The following is a 17923-nucleotide window of genomic DNA, read 5'->3' on the forward strand; positions in this document are numbered from 1 at the left end:
ATTGGCTATTTTACAAAAGAAGAAGTAGTAAAGTAAAAAGCGTCCGTAAGGGCGCTTTTTGTGTAACATTTAATGAGGCTGTGTAGAAAAGGTAAATTTAATTTGAGCTTATTTTAAACCACTTCTTCCTTTCAAAATTAAATTGAGTAGCGTAGCACTTAAACTGGCGACTACGATGCCATTACCAAGGAATAGTTGGACGGTTTGAGGTAAGGTCTGGAAAATTTGAGGGTAAACTGTGACACCGAGTCCTAAACCGATAGATAAAGCGACAATCAAGATATTGTTGTTATCACTAAAATCAACTTTGACCAACATTTTAATTCCTTGGACGGCAATCATGGTAAACATTACCAGCATTGCTCCACCTAAAACTGGAGTAGGGATGATTGTCACCAAAGCTCCAATTTTAGGGAGCAAGCCCATCGCCATTAACATTCCAGCTGCCCAGTAGATTGGGCGCTTGGTTTTAATACCGGACAATTGAAGTAAACCGACATTTTGAGAGAAGGTAGTGTAAGGAAAAGTGTTAAAAAGTCCGCCAAAGATTTGGGCAATCCCTTCAGCACGATAACCTTTTTTAAGATCTTCTTCGGTGATGTCTTTGTTTAATAAATCGCCGATGGCGAAGAAGACCCCAGTTGATTCAACCATTGAAACTAAAGCAATAATCATCATTGTTAAACAGGATGACCACTCAAACTCTGGTACCCCAAAGTAGAAAAATTGTGGCAAGTGGAACCAACTAGCACTGGAAACGGGAGTTAAGGAAACCATACCCATTGCACCGGCAATTAAAGTTCCAACTACTAAACCGATCAAAACAGCGATCGATTTTAAGAATCCTTTCGCTAAGACTTCAACGGCAATAATAATCAAGATTGTAAGAAAAGCTGTAATTAAATTTTTACCATCACCAAAGTCTTTAGCAGCTGCATTGCCGCCACCCATATTTTGAAAAGCTACAGGAATCAAAGTTAGGCCAATTACAGTGATTAATGTTCCTGTAACAACGGGTGGGAAGAGCTTCTTTATTTTTGAAAACCATCCTGCAATCAAGAAAACAAAAATTCCTGCTGCAATGATTGCCCCATACATAGTATTAATGGTGAATTTTTTACCGATCATTTCAAGTGGAGCAACAGCTTGAATGCACATCCCAAAACCACCGGAAGCCCGATACCAAAGTAACGATTTCTAAATAATTGAAGCAAAGTTGCAAGTCCACACATAAAAATATCGATTGATACTAAGTAAGTCATATGAGTGGAGTTAAACTTAAGAGCTGCACCGATTAAAAGAGGAACAGCGATTGCTCCAGAATACATGGCAAGTAAATGTTGTAAACCTAAAATTGCTGCTTTTTTATGACTGACTTCATTTTTGGCGCTAACTTTTTTGCTAGTAGATTCTTTGGTGATTGCTAACATCTTAATCTTCCCCTAAAAAGTGAACTTGTCCATCTTTAAAACTATCAATGTTTGCAAGTGCTTCAAAATGTAAACCTTGTTCATTAATCCAGTCGCTGCCACCTTGGAAAGTTTTGGCAACTACTGCTCCGACACCGGCAATCTTGCAACCAGCATCTTGAGCAATTTGCACCATTCCTTTAACGGCCTCACCATGAGCAACGAAGTCATCAAGAATAAGAACTGTATCATCTTTTGATAAAAACTTCTTTTCGACGCAGATCTTGTTATTAACCTTCTTGGTATAAGAAAAGACATCTGCCCAGTAAACTGCATCATTTAAAGTTGATGGCTTTTTCTTTCTGGCAAAAACCATTGGCACACCTAACTTATAAGCTGCCATAACACTTGGGGCAATTCCTGAGGCTTCACAAGTTAAAACCTTAGTAACACCAGCATCTTTAAATAAACGAGCAAATTCATCCCCAATTGCCATCATCAATTCCGGATCTACTTGATGGTTTAAGAAAGAGTTGATCTTTAAGACATCCCCAGGTAAAACTTGTCCATCTTTTTTAATTCTATCTTCTAGTAATTTCACTCTATAAGCTCCCTTGAAAACGAAAAAAGGATTTCTTCTACCCAGTATTGCTACAAGGGTAAAAGAAATCCTCATGTTTAAAAAGCATTCTCAAACCACTTATAGTCCTGAATTTATGGTTCAGGGTAGAAACTGTCGACCTTATTTCGACGATATATAAGTTTTAAGTTGCTTTTATGTTAACAAATTATATTGCCGAACACAAGAGGAATTTTGAATAATAATGTTCGATTTCTTAATTTTAGTAATTAGAAAAACATTCGTATTTTCTAATTGACCTTTTTTAATTTTCCTAGTAAAGTTAATTAAAAATGTGTACGAGAAGAGGGAGCAAAAATAGTGGCAAAGAAGAATTTAAGCGATTTTGATAAAATTATTGTCTTAGATTTTGGTAGTCAATACAATCAATTGATTACTCGTCGAATTCGTGATTTTGGTATTTATTCAGAACTTTTACCACATGACTTAAGCATTGAAAAGATCAAAGAAATGGCCCCTAAGGGAATCATCTTTTCTGGTGGTCCAAACAGTGTTTACGACAAGGGTGCTTTAAAAGTTGATCCTGAGATTTTTAAGCTTGGTATTCCAATTTTGGGGATTTGTTATGGAATGCAACTTATGAGTTACGACTTGGGTGGTAAGGTTGAAAAGGCTGATAACTCAGAATATGGTCGCGCTGATATCGAAGTGACTGATCCTAATGCAGTTTTGTTTAGCGGCTTGCCAAGAGAGCAATATGTGTGGATGAGCCACGGTGACTTAGTAACTAAGGCTCCAGAAGGCTTTACTGTAACTGCTAAGAGTAAGAACTGCCCAATTTCTGCAATTGCTAACGATGAGAAGAAATTCTACGGAATTCAATTCCATGCCGAAGTTCGCAATTCTGAATATGGTTTAGATATTTTAAAAAACTTCGCATTTAAGGTTTGTGGTGCCGAAGCAAACTGGACCATGGATGACTTTATTGAAATGCAAGTTGAAGAAATTCGTGAAAAAGTTGGCGATAAGAAGGTCATCTTAGGTCTTTCTGGTGGGGTTGATTCTAGTGTTACTGCTACTCTTCTTCATAAGGCAATTGGCGATCAATTAACTGCGATTTTTGTTGATCACGGGATGCTTCGTAAAGATGAAGGCGATCAAGTAATGCAAGCTTTGAACAAGGATCTTGGCGTTAATATTATTCGCGTGAATGCACAAGAACGTTTCTTGAATAAGCTCAAGGGAGTAACTGATCCTGAACAAAAACGTAAGATCATTGGTAAAGAATTTATTGAAGTCTTCAACGAAGAAGCTAAAAAGTTAAAAGATGTTGACTTCTTAGCTCAAGGTACTTTATATACAGATGTTATTGAGTCAGGAACTAACACTGCTCAAACTATTAAGTCACACCACAATGTTGGTGGCCTTCCTGAGGACATGCACTTTGAATTAATTGAACCACTTCGTAAACTTTTCAAGGATGAAGTTCGTGAACTTGGTGAAAAGCTCGGTATTCCTCATGATTTGGTATGGCGTCAACCATTCCCAGGTCCAGGTCTTGGTATTCGTGTTATTGGTGAAGTTACTGAAGACAAGCTTAAGATTGTGCGTGAATCAGATGCGATTTTACGTGAAGAAATTAAGAATGCTGGTCTTCAAGAAGATATTTGGCAATACTTCACTGTTTTACCAGGTATTCGTTCAGTTGGTGTTATGGGGGATGGTCGTACTTATGACTACACCATCGGTATTCGTGCCGTAACTTCAATTGATGGTATGACTGCTGACTTTGCCCAAATTCCATGGGATGTTTTGAGCAAGATTTCTACTAGAATCGTAGATGAATGTGACCACATTAACCGCGTAGTTTACGATATTACCAGTAAGCCACCTTCCACTATTGAATGGGAATAAGCGGACAATGTAATTTGAATGGTAAACCTTGATTTAAAAGCATTTAAAGGAATGAAACCAGCTCAAAAATAATAAAAAAAGATAAGGTTGTATGCCAAAATATATGCCAAAAATATAAATAGGGATGCATGGTAAAACCTTTGTAATAGCAGTAATTGGAGAAGATGATATTTGATTCGAAGAAGTATCATGTTTGCCAAAGTATGCCAAAATAAGAAGCCTTTAGTATAAAAACTAAGGGCTTTTATTCATGTAATTGATTATACTTATTTCCCCATTTTTCCATTTCTAGAATTAATGGAGTAAGAGTTTTACCTAATGATGTTAATTGATAACTGGTTTTAGGCGGCACGGTTGGAAAGATCGTTTTAGCAATAATTTGATCGTTTTCTAATTCTTTTAATTGCAGTGATAACATTCGTCTTGAACAATTAGGCATCAACTTCTGCAATTCATTGAAGCGACAGTTCTTTTCTTTGATTAAATGATAGATAATTACGCTTTTCCATTTGCCTGAGATAATTTGAAGTGTGCTTTCAACAGGACAACCTTCGGCACAATTATAAATATGATGTGGCATTCTCTCACCTCGATATAATAATTCATTTTAAATCTTTATATTGGATCTAGCTAGGGAAGAATTTGTTACTTAGTAAGAAAAAATTCACTTCTTGTTTTTATTTATATTCCACTTACAATTAATTAGTAAATAGAAAAGGAGATAAAAATGAAAGCAATTGGATTTAAAAAACATTTGAAAATTGATGATCCTGAAAGCCTGATTGACTTTGAAATGAAAAAGCCTACTGCTAAGGGACATGATTTGCTGGTAAAAGTAAATGCAGTATCAGTCAATCCGGTAGATATTGGAGTAAGAAAAGGAGGACATTCAGTTTTAAAGACTCCAAAAGTAATTGGCTGGGATGCATGTGGTGTAGTTGAAGAAGTAGGATCTAAGGTTAGCCTTTTTAAACCTGGTGATCGTATATTTTATGCAGGTTCATTTATTCGCTCAGGTAGTGATAGTGAGTATCAACTGGTTGATGAAAGAATAGTTGGTCATGCTCCAGAAACTTTAAAAGATAATGAAGCAGCCGCAATGCCTTTAACCTCTCTTACCGCATACGAAGCCTTATTTGAACAAATGGATTTAACCTGGAATCAAGAGAATAATCAACATAAAACAATTTTAATTATTAATGGTGCTGGAGGAGTAGGGTCTGTTGCAACTCAACTAGCACATTTAGCAGGGCTAACAGTTATTGCTACTGCATCTCGCCCAGACAGTATCAAATGGACACAAGATCATGGTGCTGATTATGTAGTAAATCACCGTGAAGATTTGGTAAAACAAGTGAGAAAATTAGGTTTCAAGTATGTTGATTATATTTTGGAATTAAAAGATTTAGATGGTCACTGGAAAGAAATGTGTGAATTAATTAAGCCTGAAGGACACATTGTTTCAATTACTGAAAACCATCGTCCAATTAATTTGAGATTGTTAACTAAAAAGAAAGCACACTTTTCATGGGAATGGATGTATACAAAATCCTATTATCAAACAGATGATATGATTACTCAGCATGATATTTTAGACAAAATCGCGCAAATGTTAGATAGTGGTAAACTTAGATGCACTATGACTAAGTCATTAACACCTTTGAATGCAACAAATTTACGCAAGGCTCATAAATTAGTGGAAAGTGGTCACATGACTGGAAAAGTTGTGGTTTCTGACTGGGAGAATAATTAAGATAGTTCTTACAAGCATTAATTGTTTGCCAGTGACCATTAGTTTACAAGCTAGGGGCCTTTTTTTGCTTTTTTAAGACTAATGCTAGACTGGTAGAAATTAATAAAAACAATGAATAGCATTTTAATTATTTTTAGTTGTGTTAATCACTATATGTTTGCAAACCTAGTGTAAAATACACCAAGCAAAAAAAGCCCCAACTTACGTTGGAGCTTTTTTTCTATAACCAATCTTAACTAATGTCTTAATTAGCTAACGGTCTAACCGTTATTTCCTCATGACTCATATTAGACTTTTTATGAAAGAGAGTCAATTAGTTTGGTTAGAATTGATATAAAAGTATTAATTTTTTGATTATCAGAATACCATTCACTGTGCCGATTGAACCTTTGAAGAAGACGATTTCCTTCCCTAACTCTGTGCTCTGCTAACTTTTCTATGGCACTTCAGACTTAATAGGCTTTTTATAGTATTTAATTAAACTCAAGCTTATTTGCTTCATCGATCTTAGTTAGGAAAGATGAAACATCAGTAATAATATCATTGGTGTATGAAACATTAATCACATTAACCCAATTTTTTCTAAGAAAATAGTCGTCAATGTCGTATCTAACTTTAGTTAAGTATTTATAACTAATAAATAGTAGTTCAGAAAAAATCAAATTACGTTTTTGAGGCTGCATAACGAAATCCAGTAATAGATCTTTTCCAGAACCTTTAATAAAGTGAAAAAATTCGCAATTGATATGTCTAATCGGATGAAAAGGATATAAAATTTGAGAATTTAATACTTGTTTTTCAAATTGTCTAAGTAATTTTTGATCTTTTTTACTAATTTGATAATTATTGTTGTTTAAATTAATCATCGTATATCAATTCCTATTCTTACTATTGCACCTAAAGTATATAAATTGAAAAAAGTAAAAACAATGAATGTTAACTAAGTTGAAAAAGAAAAACTTTTCATATCGAAAGTAAAAAATTATTTTACTTTTGATATAATTTTTTTAATAATTAAGTAAAAGAAAGTTACAGATGATAAATATCTAGGAAAGAGAAGTGAGGAACAAGTTTGAGTGATATTAGGGTACAGAATACAAAGAATAATTTGATTGCTGCTCTTTTAAGCTGCTTAGAAAATAAGAGTGTGCATAAGTTAAAAGTAAAGGATATTATTGATAAAGCTGGCGTAAGTACTAGAACGTTTTATCAATATTATTCAGATGTCAATGATCTACTAAGAGATACAGAAGATAGTTTTGTTGCAGAGTATCTAAAAAATGTTGAAAAAGATCGTGATTCACTAGGAGATCTTGATTTAGATACACCTTTTGAAGATCAGTTAGAAACTATTTTAAATGCAACAAAAAATACTATTGAGTTCTGCTATGCACATAAAAAAGAGATTCAACTTTTGTTATCTGACAATGGGGATACGCGTTTCTATAATATGATTTTCCAGACTGGTTGTGAGGAAATTATGAAGCGTATGAGCCAGATGAAAAATATTGATGAGTTAAAAATGGACGAAAAAGAGCAAATGAGAATGATGATTAGCGTACAGGTATTTGTACATAGCATTATTGGCATGGTAAGAGTCTTGCTTGAATACAGCGATAGGTTAGCTCCATATGACGTTCGTCAGAGTATACTTACATTTTTACGTGAATCACCGGTAGCTTCTATGAATATAAATAAAAAATAGATAGTATAAATAATTTACAGTATATTAGTCTGGCCTACACGATAGTTGGCTTTTTTTACTGGCAATTGAGAAATAATTGTACTTAAATATGAAGTAGCATGAGAATAATAGTAATTAAAAAACTCAGTTTTAGGGGATACGTCAATGAAAATAGAAATTCCAACTATGAATGGGTTCATTCCAGATTGCTATAGTAAATTTGCTAATGAAGATCAAAAAATTGAAGGGAAGCCTAGTAGATCTTTCCCAATTTTTATTACTGATGCACCTGATAAGGCAAAAACTTTAGCTGTGTATTTTAGAGATTTTGATTCAGTTCCAGTTTGTGGATTTACTTGGATTCACTGGTTAGCTGCCAATCTTCCGGTTCGAGATGTGCCAGCTAATATTAGTCATTCTAAGAATACTAGCCTTGATTTCGTCCAAGGAAATAATAGCAATATTAGCAAGTTTTTAGGTGAAGATTCTGGCCCAGTTGAAGGCTATACAGGTCCGATGCCTCCTGATAAGACGCACTATTACACTTTAACCGTGTATGCATTAGATACAAAACTTGATCTAAAAGAAGGCTACTGGTTAAACGACTTTTTGCGTGAAATGGAAGGTCATATAGTTGATAGTGCTACGATTTCAGTTCCAAGCAGAGCACAATAAGCATCGAAGGTAATTGATAAAAGCTCGCGATTAATTTCGCGGGCTTTTTTGAAAAATATGCTATAATTTAGGTAAAGAAAAAGGAGATCCTATGATCTCCTTTGCAGCCCGCTTTAAGAGCGGTGACAAAATTATAGTTTTGGCAAACGCCTACTCAATAACTCGGTCAAAAGTTATAAATTGAGCGGCGTTTTTTATTTTTTGTTGTGATGATCGATATATGTTAGCAAAGCTAACACAAAAGTACCAAACAACAGCATTAACGAGATAGCCTCGTATACGCTCATCTGGCTGAACCCTTTCCAATTGATGTCGGTCCATAGGCCTCACCTTCAGGAGGAAAAACAGCCACCGCTCATAAAACTTTCTGCGGATATAATTATAGCGAATTAGCTCTCAATAAAAAAGCCCGCGATTAATTTCGCGGGCTTTTTACATGGTTTTATTTGTTAGTATCGGCAGTATTGGATTCTGTAGCATTTGAAGATTGAGTAGTGCTTGATTGGGTTGATGATTCGGTATCAGACTTAGAATCATTACCGTCATCGCTATTGTCACTAGTACTATCGTCAGTGCTTGATTCTTTGTCACTGTTATCTTCGTCACTCTTTGATTGATCCCTTTGCTTATCTTCATCAGAGGAGGAAGAACTTTCGTCTTTTGATTTTTGATCTTTATCCTCACTGCTGGAGCTAGAAGAATTACTGTCTTGATCAGCAGTAGAATTCTCAGCACTTGGATCAGAAGGATCATTCTTTTTACCAGTTTTATCAGTGCTCTCAGAATTTGAATTTTGATTCTTAGCCTTTGTAGTATCGTTATTTTGACGCACGTTATTGGCGTGGCTGATATAAGCGCCGGCACCTCCACCACCTAAAACAAACATTGCAAAAATCGCACCCCAAAAGATTAGTTTCTTCATTGCTAAAATGACTCTCCCTTGTATTAGAATTGCCCCAATTAGGGTTTCAAATGATAATAATATTGTAAATTATATATTTGGCAACAGAATTACAAAATTGTTAATTTTAGGAAATGTTAAGAAGTGTTATAGCTTTGAGTTTTCGTATCATCAAAATTACCGTTTATAACTAAATCCGTACCACTTATTTAAAATGATGATACTATTCCGACTTATTTAAGTATTCTTTACTTAAATCAAATAAAGGAAGTAATCACATGCTTATTGAAACTTATGGTTTAACTAAAAACTACGGCAAAAAATTAGCTTTGAATAATGTTGATCTCAAAATTGATCGGGGTCAATTGGTTGCCTATCTTGGAACTAACGGCGCAGGGAAATCTACGACAATTAATATCTTGACGGGGCTGTTGAAGCCAACTTCTGGAACAATTACCTATGCCCCTAATTTAAAAATCGGAGTAGTTTTTCAAGATAGCGTTCTAGATAACAATTTAACGGTTAAAGATAATCTGTATCTAAGAGCCAAAATGTACAAAACTTTTTCTAAAGATTGGTTAGCACAATTAATTAATTTGATTGGGATAAAGAAGTTTCTAAATCAAAAATATGGAACTTTATCTGGTGGTCAAAGAAGAAGAGTTGATATTGCGCGAGCTTTAATTGATCATCCAGATTTGCTGTTTTTGGATGAGCCGACTACAGGACTTGATTTACAGACAAGATTGGTAATTTGGAATCTGCTCCAAAAATTGCAGAAAGAACAAGGGTTAACGATTTTCTTAACTACGCATTATCTTGAAGAAGCGGAAAATGCTGATCAAATGTACATCTTAGAAAATGGCAATATTTTGGCTAAGGGATCTGCGAGTCAAATTAAAGAAAAATACGCACCAAGTAAATTGGTAGTGAAGATGAAAGATAATAAGCCACCACTTCATTCTAAAACTCTTAAGGATAATAACTTTGAGCTCGATGCACTAGATTCAAATCAAGCACTTGATTTTTTGACTAAAAATAAAAATCAGATTGAGGACTTTGAATATCACAAAGGCTCAATCAATGATGCATTTATCAAGATTACAGGAAAGGAACTTCAATAATGTTTGCTTTAGTTCAACGAAATATCAAGATTTATTTTTCTAACATCCCGGGCGTAATTATGTCATGCTTTGGAGCATTAATTTCATTTTTTATCTATGTGGGATTTTTACAGAAAAATTTAGAAAGTTCATGGCCTCAAATTGCCAATGCCAAGCAAATGCTTGATTTATGGATGATTACGGGAATTGTAGCAATTGCAGGGATTACGACTTCTTTTCAAGCGTTAGGCCAATTAGTCAAAGATCGAGAAACGCGCACTGCTGATGATATGCGTTTGACTGATCTTTCTCTTTCAGAGCAAAATTTAGCTTATGTTTTGTCTAGTTCAATTGTCAGTTTCTTAATGCAAATTATTACTTTCGTAGTAATGGATATTTACTTTACAGCTGTTGATAAAATTAATATCTCTCTTAAAAATAGCTTATTAGCGCTAATTTTCATGACATTAGGTGCAATTGGAGCAACCTTACTCAATGAAATAATTGTGCTCTTTATTCGTTCTTCAACTACATTTAGTCGTTTATCCGCAGTCATCGGGGCAATCGCTGGATTTGCTGTCGCTACTTATCTTCCTTATGGAACTTTGTCTTCTACGGCGCAAACTTTGGTAAAATTAGTCCCAAGTAGTTATGAAGCTTCTGCTTTGAGAAGTTTATTTTTAAATAAAATTAGTGAAGGTCAAATGCCAGCGAGTGTAAGAAGTACAATGGTTAACTATTTAGGAATTCATTTCAAAATTAATGGTTATCAGTTAACGCGTGCAGATACAGGCTATGTGATGATTGGGATGATTTTACTTTTAAGCCTAGTGATCATCTTGGCTTCACTAATAATAGGAAAGAGAAAAGTTCAAATTGAAAGTTAAGTTTCAAGCAGACCCATCTTTGGAAGATGAAATAGAGGTCGAAGTTAGAGCAAGCGATGAAAATATAACAGTTAAAAGACTCCTAACTTACTTGAATAAGTTTGGAAAGAAAGAGCGAAACCTTTTACCTGTGAAAACTAGTGAACGAATAGTTACCGTTAAAAGGGATGAATTGATCAAAGTTGAAGTTCAGGGCACCAGTCTAACTTATTACACAGTAAGTGAAGTAGTGAAAACGACGGGGCGACTATATCAGGTTTTGGAAAACTTGAATGATGATTTTGTCCAAGTTTCACGTCATTCTGTTATTAATTTGAATTATTTGGAATCATTAGAAAGTGGCTTCGCTGGGAACATGGTCGCGATTTTAGCAGAAGGATTAAAGACGGATGTTTCACGCCGTTATTTGCCAGATTTAGAAAGAGAGCTGGGACTTTAGAATGAAATGGTTTGGAAAATGCGTAGATTATTTTTTTACAGGGATGGGATTTGGAGCAATCTGCTATGTATGTATTTTGACTTTTCTTTATCCTGGAATTGCACCAACTGTTAAAGAAACAACTTCAGTTCTTGTCATATCCGGCTTTATTGGACTCATTTCCATGATTTTTGAAACAGACTTACCTATGAGCATTGCCATAATAATTCACTTTGTGGGTACTTTTTGCTTATTTGTTGTGATGGCATTGATTAATCCGCGCTGGGTAATTAATATTAGTACGATTGTAGTATTTGTTCTTATTTACGTTATAATTTGGCTCATTTGTCTTTTAGAACAAAAAAAGACAGTAAACCGAATCAATGATAGGATTAAGAAAAGAAATCTAAAATAGAAAACATAACTGCGAGGAAAACAGATGACATTAAATATTCGTACTGTAAAAATGGATGACTTAGATGCAATTGTTAAGCTTGAATCAAGTGCTTTTCATATGTCAGAAGAAATGACGCGTAAGGATATGATCGGGCGGATTGAAAATTACTCAGATACTTTTTTAGTTGCGGAAGTTGATGGAAAAGTAGTGGGGCACGCTTTTGGTCCAGCAAGTAAAGATCGCTACATTAAGGATGAACTATATTTCAAAAATCAGCCTAATAATGCACAGTATCCTTATCAGACGATTTTGAGTTTGGCGACTAGAAAAGAATATCGTAAGCAAGGGATTGCATCAGCTTTAATTGAGGAATTATGCAAGATTGCTCAAGCGCAGGATAGAGGTGCAGTTACACTGACTTGTTTACCTAAGCTCTTCCATTTTTATGAAACGCGCGGTTTTGTCAATGAAGGCAAGACCAGTGATGATATCCCTGATCCAGAAAATGTAAATAGCTACAATATGGTGAGAGAGATAAAAAAGTAAATTTTTGGAAATAAATAAAGAGAGATTTATAATGGTGATAAAAGGAGGTCCTGACTATGAGCAATGAATTTTGTCATAATGGAATGAAATGTCAACAGGGATGTCCATGTGCTGGTAAAGATGGTGTTTGTCATTGTTCCATGGTAAGTGAGAAAAAGTGCGTTTGTCAGAGTCATTGTAAAGAAAAAGAAGAGTAAAATAAAAATCTCATGTTAGCTATTAAGTTAGTAACATGAGATTTTTGTTATTAGTATCTGTCTTCTAAAAATTGATAATCACTTTCCCAAGACTTTTTCTATGGGCAACATCCGCTAAGGCTGCATTGACTTCAGTAAGAGAATATTGATTTCCAATGAGGGGATGAATTTGATTCTTCTCTAAAATCTTAGCAGCTTCCTCGAGTTGTTGACCATTAGCCTGAACAAAGATGAAGTGGTAATTTTGGTTGCGTTTTTTTGCCTCTTTTTCAATTTTGCGAGCAGCTACATTAAAAAGCAGTTCCTTAGCCAATCCCATATTCATTTTCTTAGCAAATTCCCTATTTGGCATCCCTTTCAGCGAAACAATCTCGCCGCCATCTTTAAGAATAGAAAGTTGCTTAATAGTTTCTTCTCCTCCAATGGTATCAATTACTGCATCTACATTAGCTACAGCTTTAGTATAATCTTCGGTTTTGTAATTGAAAAAGTTTTTAACGCCCAATTTTTCTAAACGAGCACGACTAGTTTCGTTTCCGGTAGTAATGACTTTGTAGCCTTGCGCAATCGCTAAAGGGATTGCCATTGCGCCAAAACTTCCCGATCCTCCAGAGATGAAAAGAGTTTGCCCAGCTTTTAGATTCAAAAGTTGAAAAGTTTGCATCGCTGTTAAGGCAGTTAAAGGAACAGCAACAGCTTCTTGATCACTTAAGTATTCAGGAACTTTAGCCACAGCTTTTTCGTTGATAACAATTTTTTGAGCAAAGGCGCCGATGTTATCGACGGGGTTACGTGCAAAAATACGGTCCCCGATCTTGAATTTAGTAACTTCAGGGCCAACCTTTTCTATAGTTCCTACGAATTCATTTCCCATAGTTTGAGGTAACTTGTACGGAACAACTAATTTAAGATCCCCATGAGAGATAAGGTTGTCCAAAGGATTGACAGCTGCAGTTTTGGTCTTAATAAGTAAGTCATGTGCACCAAGTAGTTGAGAATTAATATCTCGAATTTCAATTAAAGGATCTTTTTTATCATATTTAATTAGTTGAGCTGCTTTCATGATTTCTACTTCTTTCTAATTGCTTTAGTCTTTCAATTACGTCTGCCAAAGTATCGTGTTGCAAAGAATGCTGGAATTGTTTTTCGGCATCATCTAAAAAAGGAAAGACGGCATTAACAATATTACGACCGACAGGACATTCTGCATTTGCATTTTGATGAACTTGAAAGATATGAGGATCGTCTTCTTCAACAATTTTGTAAATAGTGAGGAGATCTAATTGAGCGGGATCGACCAGCAATTGAATTCCAGTTTTTCCACGATGGCTTTCAATGATTTTATGGTCTTTGAGAAAACTCATTATTTTCCGAATATAACTTGGATTCGTGCCGACGCTTTTCGCAATGTCAACTGAGTTGATAGGGTGGGGACTAAGCGCAATCATAGATAGAATATGGATTGCAATGGAAAATTTGGTATCTTTCATCTAAAATCCTCCTAAATAGATAATGTATCTTTTGCTGATACATTATTATATAAAATGAAAAAAGTCAAATAAAAGACTCCCGCATGAACGGGAGCCTTTTTCTTATTTAGTTAATTTATGTACTTTATGAGCCAAAACCATTTCTTTGTTTCGATCTTCATAGATGACATCCTTGATATAATTCCAAGGCACTTTTAATGTACCTCGATTATTTTTACGGAAGAGGAAGTCAGCATGATGATTTTCAAGATGATGCAGGTATCTTTTTGCGTTTTGAATTTGGGTGTGATGCTTCAAATTCAGTCTTGGTTCAAAATCAATGATCTTATGATCAGCGTTAAAAATCGGAGTAACTTTGTGATGCCAGTCATCAACTTTTGCAACATGATGACTCATCTTTTTGCCAGCATTTATAATATTCTCTTTAGTGGCTAAATCCTTCCGATCTTTTAACTCTGCATGTGGATCTAAATAATAGTTTCCTAAACCATCTTGACGATAAAGACGTAATTTTTCAAAGGACTTGTTATTTTTGTCCATTCTTACTTCAATAACGTCACCATTTTTGTGGTTCATTAAATACATGTGATGTTTTTTAGTGTAATTTACACCTTTCATGATCAGAATTCACCCCTTTTTCTATACCCTCTGTATGAAATAATATTATAGACGCATTTGGCTTGAATTCCAAGTTCCTGATTTCGATTTAAAGAAAATTACGGATAAATAATGTTTTTGAAAAATAGTATTAATATTTGCAATAAAAATAAGGCTCAATGAGCCTTATTTTTATTGAATTCATATTAAAATTATTCACCTTTGATAACGTGAACAGCTGGGTTCTTAGGACCTCTGGCTTTAGAGATAACACCCTTTTCAGCTAATTCATCAATTTGTTCTGGATCGTAACCAAGTGACTTCAAGATTTCCTTGTTGTTTTCACCAAGGTCTGGTGCTCTGTCGTAACTTGGCTTGTAGTTTGAAAGGGTGAATGGTAAACCGATGGTCTTAAAGTCACCACGGTTACCACCTTGATCAATGGTTACAATAGTACCATCGCTGTTTAAGTCAGGATCATTTTCAAGTTCGTGCCAATCAAGAACAGGACCAACTGGCACACCAGCTTTACCTAATTCCTTAGTTAAGGTGTATTTGTCATATTGCTTAGTGTAAGCTTCAATTAATGGATAAAGTTCTTCCTTGTGTAATTGACGGTGTTCCCAGTCAACAAATCTTGGATCCTTTTCCCATTCAGGGTGACCCATGGCTTCACAAAGCTTATCCCATTTCTTGTTTTCATTTTGTACAACAATGTAAACATAAGCATTAGGATCAGTTTCCCAACCTTTAGCTTTGTAACACCAACCAATAACTTGTCCGCCTTCAGTATTTTCAGCACGTGGAATAGCTTTACCCCATTTCCAGTCAGGGTAAACTGCGTAATGAGGAAGAGCACCTAAGTTGTCTAACATAATTTGGTCACGTAACTTAATACGGCAAAGGTTCAATACAGCATCTTGCATTGATTGGTAAACAAAAGTACCTTCACCGGTGCGTTCACGTTGAAGTAAAGCTGCCAAAATACCAATTGCTAAGTGCATTCCTGTGTTTGAGTCACCAAGGGCAGCTGCAGATTGAGTAGGAACATTATCCTTACCAGTATTCCAACCAGTTGCAGAAGCAGCACCACCAGCAGATTGAGCTACAGGTTCAAAGGCTTTAACATTTTCAAAACGTGAACCTTGGTTAAATCCCTTTAATGAAGCGTAGATCAATCTAGGATTCATTTCATGAAGCTTTTCCCAGCCAAAACCGTTTCTATCAGCTGAACCAGGAGCAATATTTTCTACGAAAATGTCGGCTTTCTTAATTAAGTCGTACATAATCTTCTTGCCTTCTGGAGCTTTAATATCGACAGTTAGAGACTTCTTGTTAGCATTTAATTGTAAGAAGTAAAGGCTCCATGCGTCTTTAATATCAAGTAATTCGTTTCTAGTTGGGTCACCAGTGTCAGTACGTTCAATTTTAATAACGTCGGCACCAAGCCAAGCTAAAAGTTGGGTACATGAAGGACCAGATTGAACTTGAGTCCAGTCAACAACTTTAATACCTTTTAATGGAGCATATGCATTCTGTTCGTTTTTCTCATTTTCAGTCATTTTATTTACTCCTTTTTACTTATCTTCGTTCTTTTCCTTTTCTTCAAGTGGCTTTAAATTCAAAGTAGGATTCAAATTACCAATGTGTCCTGATTCCTTACCCATTGATGGAGCAATTTGAACATTAATAATATTAGGACGACCTGAGTCGACAGCTTTGGCAAAGGTTGCTTTCATTTCTTCATAATTGCTTACAAAGTAGTAGTCACCGCCAAAAGCCTTAGCCATTAATTCATAGCGGGCAGTTGGATCAAGAGTAGTTGGACCCAGTTGGTTTGGTACTGGATTAGAAACACCATTGTAAATACCACCGTTGTTGATAATTACGACAGTAATTGGAAGATGATAACGACACATAGTTTCAGTTTCCATACCATCAAAACCAAAGGCACTGTCCCCATCTAAGGCAACAACATGTTTGCCGGTTTCAATGGCTGTAGCAATCGCATAACCCATGCCGACACCCATAACACCCCAAGTACCAGTGTCAAGACGGTGACGAGGAAGTTGCATACCGATCATGTCACGACCAATATCCAAAGTATTTGCACCTTCACTGACTAAGTAAGTATCAGGATGCTTTTGGAAGTATTCATTAATTGGTTCAATAGCGCCATAGTAACCAAATTCTGGATTAGTTTCGCCTGCAGAAATTCTCTTAGCAAACTTGGCATCGTTCTTTTCGGTATCTGCTTTAATAGCATCAAGCCAATCAGAGCTTGCTTTGTAGCCAGTTGCAGTTAAAGCTGGAACTAATTTTGCCAAGATTGATTGTAAGTCACCTTGAAGGGGAGCTGAAATCTTTTGTGATGAATCAAATTGAGTAGCATCAATATCTAATTGAATGAATTTTGCATTAGGATTGAATTCAGGAGCATCCCCATAGGAAAGCATCCAGTTGAGACGAGCACCAATTAAAATAACTACATCTGCATTCTTAAGTGATAGTGAACGAGCTGCAGCTGCTGAGTGAGGATCGTTATCTGGAACAACACCTTTAGCCATTGACATAGGCAAAAATGGGATATCGGTCTTGTTAACCAATTCTTGAACTTGCTTTTCAGTGCGATCATATGCGGCACCTTTACCAAGGATGATCAAAGGCTTCTTAGCATTTTTAATTATGTCAACAGCGCGGCTGACCGCTTCATCACTAGGCTCTTGCTTTGGAGCAGGGTCAACTACTTTATAGATTCCCATATCTTTTTGATCAGTTTCAGTATCAAATTGAGAAATGGTATCAGCAGGTAGGTCAAGGTAGACACCACCAGGACGACCAGAAACAGCAGTGCGGACGGCACGAGCAACTGCTGTTCCAATGTCTTGGGCTCTGTCCACACGATAAGCTTTTTTACAGAAAGGCTTGGCTCTGTTGTATTGATCCATTCCTTCGTAATCACCTTGGGCTAAGTCAATAATGTGACGTTCTGAAGATCCAGATATCATAATAAGTGGAAAACAGTTTTTAGTGGCTTGAGCTAAGGCAGTTAATCCATTTAAAAATCCGGGTGCTGAAACGGTTAAACCTACACCTGGTTTTTGAGTTAAAAAGCCTGCAGCTGCAGCAGCATCTACAGCAGCATCTTCTCGACGGAAACCATAATATTTCATTCCGCGCAATTCAGCTAAACGAGCTAAATCGGTTACAGGAATACCAACAATTCCGTATATGTTATTAATACCATTTTTTTGCAAAGCCTCGATTAAAAGACTAGCGCCGGTCCTATTTAAAGAATCATCTACCATATTTTGATCCTCCTACATATAAGCATGTAATATAGTTTACGCTTTCGTTATAAACTTTTTTTTA

General features: G+C 35.7%; 19 protein-coding genes, 1 pseudogene and 1 riboswitch. Of the genes and pseudogenes, 9 read left to right on the plus strand and 11 right to left on the minus strand.

The features are described 5' to 3' along the window. Positions 1 to 108: 108 nt before the first annotated feature. Positions 109 to 1430 (minus strand): annotated as a pseudogene (locus KBW87_RS01155) (nucleobase:cation symporter-2 family protein). 1 nt (position 1431) lies between these two features. After that, positions 1432 to 2010: a xanthine phosphoribosyltransferase gene (locus KBW87_RS01160; protein ID WP_057809587.1), complete on the minus strand. Its 579-nt coding sequence runs from the start codon at positions 2008 to 2010 to the stop codon at positions 1432 to 1434. An 82-nt stretch (positions 2011 to 2092) separates the two neighbouring features. After that, a riboswitch (purine riboswitch) is annotated at positions 2093 to 2190 on the minus strand. A gap of 159 nt (positions 2191 to 2349) precedes the next feature. Here KBW87_RS01160 and guaA point away from each other — a divergent pair. Further along, positions 2350 to 3903: a glutamine-hydrolyzing GMP synthase gene (gene guaA, locus KBW87_RS01165; protein WP_057809585.1), complete on the plus strand. Its 1554-nt coding sequence runs from the start codon at positions 2350 to 2352 to the stop codon at positions 3901 to 3903. A 244-nt stretch (positions 3904 to 4147) separates the two neighbouring features. Here the strand turns inward: guaA and KBW87_RS01170 are convergent, their stop codons facing one another. After that, on the minus strand, positions 4148 to 4483 hold the full coding sequence (locus tag KBW87_RS01170; protein ID WP_023599169.1) for a winged helix-turn-helix transcriptional regulator: 336 nt from the start codon (positions 4481 to 4483) through the stop codon (positions 4148 to 4150). Positions 4484 to 4630: 147 nt separating this feature from the next. Between KBW87_RS01170 and KBW87_RS01175 the strand changes: the two genes are divergently transcribed. Further along, positions 4631 to 5656: a zinc-binding alcohol dehydrogenase family protein gene (locus KBW87_RS01175; protein WP_057809583.1), complete on the plus strand. Its 1026-nt coding sequence runs from the start codon at positions 4631 to 4633 to the stop codon at positions 5654 to 5656. A 473-nt stretch (positions 5657 to 6129) separates the two neighbouring features. Here the strand turns inward: KBW87_RS01175 and KBW87_RS01180 are convergent, their stop codons facing one another. Next, positions 6130 to 6522, minus strand: coding sequence for a hypothetical protein (locus KBW87_RS01180; protein WP_057809581.1), 393 nt, complete (start codon positions 6520 to 6522; stop codon positions 6130 to 6132). A 206-nt stretch (positions 6523 to 6728) separates the two neighbouring features. Here KBW87_RS01180 and KBW87_RS01185 point away from each other — a divergent pair, with 206 nt between their 5' ends. Continuing rightward, complete coding sequence (locus tag KBW87_RS01185) at positions 6729 to 7361, plus strand: TetR/AcrR family transcriptional regulator (protein WP_023599172.1); 633 nt, start codon at positions 6729 to 6731, stop codon at positions 7359 to 7361. Between the two features lie 144 nt (positions 7362 to 7505). Further along, a complete protein-coding gene (locus KBW87_RS01190) occupies positions 7506 to 8015 on the plus strand; it encodes a YbhB/YbcL family Raf kinase inhibitor-like protein (protein WP_057809579.1) in 510 nt (169 codons plus the stop codon). 194 nt (positions 8016 to 8209) lie between these two features. On the opposite strand, the gene KBW87_RS01195 is transcribed toward KBW87_RS01190, so the two are convergent. After that, positions 8210 to 8302 (minus strand): putative holin-like toxin, encoded by a 93-nt coding sequence (locus tag KBW87_RS01195; RefSeq protein ID WP_083478843.1) that lies wholly within the window; start codon positions 8300 to 8302, stop codon positions 8210 to 8212. Positions 8303 to 8457: 155 nt separating this feature from the next. Beyond that, positions 8458 to 8937: a hypothetical protein gene (locus tag KBW87_RS01200; protein WP_057809577.1), complete on the minus strand. Its 480-nt coding sequence runs from the start codon at positions 8935 to 8937 to the stop codon at positions 8458 to 8460. Positions 8938 to 9194: 257 nt separating this feature from the next. On the opposite strand from KBW87_RS01200, the gene KBW87_RS01205 reads away from it, so the two are divergent. Genes KBW87_RS01205 through KBW87_RS01225 form a run of 5 tightly spaced genes read left to right on the plus strand, consistent with a single transcriptional unit; the run spans position 9195 to position 12267 of the window. Continuing rightward, entirely contained in the window at positions 9195 to 10040 is an 846-nt protein-coding gene (locus tag KBW87_RS01205) for an ABC transporter ATP-binding protein (protein ID WP_057809575.1), read from the plus strand. Then, the gene (locus tag KBW87_RS01210; protein ID WP_057809573.1) at positions 10040 to 10906 is read left to right on the plus strand and encodes an ABC transporter permease; all 867 of its coding nucleotides are present in this window, start codon (positions 10040 to 10042) and stop codon (positions 10904 to 10906) included. Before KBW87_RS01205 ends, KBW87_RS01210 begins: the two co-directional genes overlap by 1 nt. Continuing rightward, a complete protein-coding gene (locus KBW87_RS01215; protein WP_057809571.1) occupies positions 10896 to 11345 on the plus strand; it encodes a LytTR family DNA-binding domain-containing protein in 450 nt (149 codons plus the stop codon). Before KBW87_RS01210 ends, KBW87_RS01215 begins: the two co-directional genes overlap by 11 nt. Positions 11346 to 11388: 43 nt before the next feature. Then, complete coding sequence (locus KBW87_RS01220) at positions 11389 to 11739, plus strand: DUF3021 domain-containing protein (RefSeq protein ID WP_236695250.1); 351 nt, start codon at positions 11389 to 11391, stop codon at positions 11737 to 11739. 24 nt (positions 11740 to 11763) lie between these two features. Continuing rightward, a complete protein-coding gene (locus KBW87_RS01225) occupies positions 11764 to 12267 on the plus strand; it encodes a GNAT family N-acetyltransferase (protein WP_057809567.1) in 504 nt (167 codons plus the stop codon). 261 nt (positions 12268 to 12528) lie between these two features. Here KBW87_RS01225 and KBW87_RS01230 read toward each other — a convergent pair whose 3' ends face one another. The 5 genes from KBW87_RS01230 to oxc all read right to left on the minus strand — a co-directional run bounded on the left by KBW87_RS01230 (position 12529) and on the right by oxc (position 17859). Beyond that, complete coding sequence (locus tag KBW87_RS01230; RefSeq protein ID WP_057809565.1) at positions 12529 to 13527, minus strand: NADP-dependent oxidoreductase; 999 nt, start codon at positions 13525 to 13527, stop codon at positions 12529 to 12531. After that, the gene (locus KBW87_RS01235) at positions 13505 to 13954 is read right to left on the minus strand and encodes an Rrf2 family transcriptional regulator (RefSeq protein WP_057809564.1); all 450 of its coding nucleotides are present in this window, start codon (positions 13952 to 13954) and stop codon (positions 13505 to 13507) included. The genes KBW87_RS01230 and KBW87_RS01235 overlap by 23 nt, the downstream gene beginning before the upstream one ends. 102 nt (positions 13955 to 14056) lie before the next feature. Beyond that, entirely contained in the window at positions 14057 to 14572 is a 516-nt protein-coding gene (locus KBW87_RS01240) for a hypothetical protein (RefSeq protein WP_057809562.1), read from the minus strand. Between the two features lie 191 nt (positions 14573 to 14763). Continuing rightward, on the minus strand, positions 14764 to 16113 hold the full coding sequence (frc, locus tag KBW87_RS01245; protein ID WP_057809560.1) for a formyl-CoA transferase: 1350 nt from the start codon (positions 16111 to 16113) through the stop codon (positions 14764 to 14766). 15 nt (positions 16114 to 16128) lie between these two features. Next, positions 16129 to 17859 carry an oxalyl-CoA decarboxylase gene (gene oxc, locus KBW87_RS01250; RefSeq protein WP_057809558.1) on the minus strand — a complete coding sequence of 577 codons (1731 nt, stop codon included), beginning with the start codon at positions 17857 to 17859 and terminating at the stop codon, positions 16129 to 16131. Between the last annotated feature and the right edge of the window lie 64 nt (positions 17860 to 17923).

It is taken from the genome of Lactobacillus intestinalis (genome assembly GCF_024397795.1).
Lineage (GTDB): Bacteria > Bacillota > Bacilli > Lactobacillales > Lactobacillaceae > Lactobacillus > Lactobacillus intestinalis.

Bases quoted from the DNA above. Each gene is read 5' to 3' on its own strand.
- KBW87_RS01240 (WP_057809562.1), bottom strand. From the start codon at position 14,572: ATGAAAGGTGTAAATTACACTAAAAAACATCACATGTATTTAATGAAC.
- KBW87_RS01220 (WP_236695250.1), top strand. From the start codon at position 11,389: ATGGGATTTGGAGCAATCTGCTATGTATGTATTTTGACTTTTCTTTAT.
- KBW87_RS01210 (WP_057809573.1), top strand. From the start codon at position 10,040: ATGTTTGCTTTAGTTCAACGAAATATCAAGATTTATTTTTCTAACATC.
- frc (WP_057809560.1), bottom strand. From the start codon at position 16,113: ATGACTGAAAATGAGAAAAACGAACAGAATGCATATGCTCCATTAAAA.
- KBW87_RS01175 (WP_057809583.1), top strand. From the start codon at position 4,631: ATGAAAGCAATTGGATTTAAAAAACATTTGAAAATTGATGATCCTGAA.
- KBW87_RS01230 (WP_057809565.1), bottom strand. From the start codon at position 13,527: ATGAAAGCAGCTCAACTAATTAAATATGATAAAAAAGATCCTTTAATT.
- KBW87_RS01200 (WP_057809577.1), bottom strand. From the start codon at position 8,937: ATGAAGAAACTAATCTTTTGGGGTGCGATTTTTGCAATGTTTGTTTTA.
- KBW87_RS01170 (WP_023599169.1), bottom strand. From the start codon at position 4,483: ATGCCACATCATATTTATAATTGTGCCGAAGGTTGTCCTGTTGAAAGC.
- KBW87_RS01180 (WP_057809581.1), bottom strand. From the start codon at position 6,522: ATGATTAATTTAAACAACAATAATTATCAAATTAGTAAAAAAGATCAA.
- KBW87_RS01205 (WP_057809575.1), top strand. From the start codon at position 9,195: ATGCTTATTGAAACTTATGGTTTAACTAAAAACTACGGCAAAAAATTA.
- KBW87_RS01190 (WP_057809579.1), top strand. From the start codon at position 7,506: ATGAAAATAGAAATTCCAACTATGAATGGGTTCATTCCAGATTGCTAT.
- KBW87_RS01225 (WP_057809567.1), top strand. From the start codon at position 11,764: ATGACATTAAATATTCGTACTGTAAAAATGGATGACTTAGATGCAATT.
- KBW87_RS01235 (WP_057809564.1), bottom strand. From the start codon at position 13,954: ATGAAAGATACCAAATTTTCCATTGCAATCCATATTCTATCTATGATT.
- KBW87_RS01195 (WP_083478843.1), bottom strand. From the start codon at position 8,302: ATGAGCGTATACGAGGCTATCTCGTTAATGCTGTTGTTTGGTACTTTT.
- oxc (WP_057809558.1), bottom strand. From the start codon at position 17,859: ATGGTAGATGATTCTTTAAATAGGACCGGCGCTAGTCTTTTAATCGAG.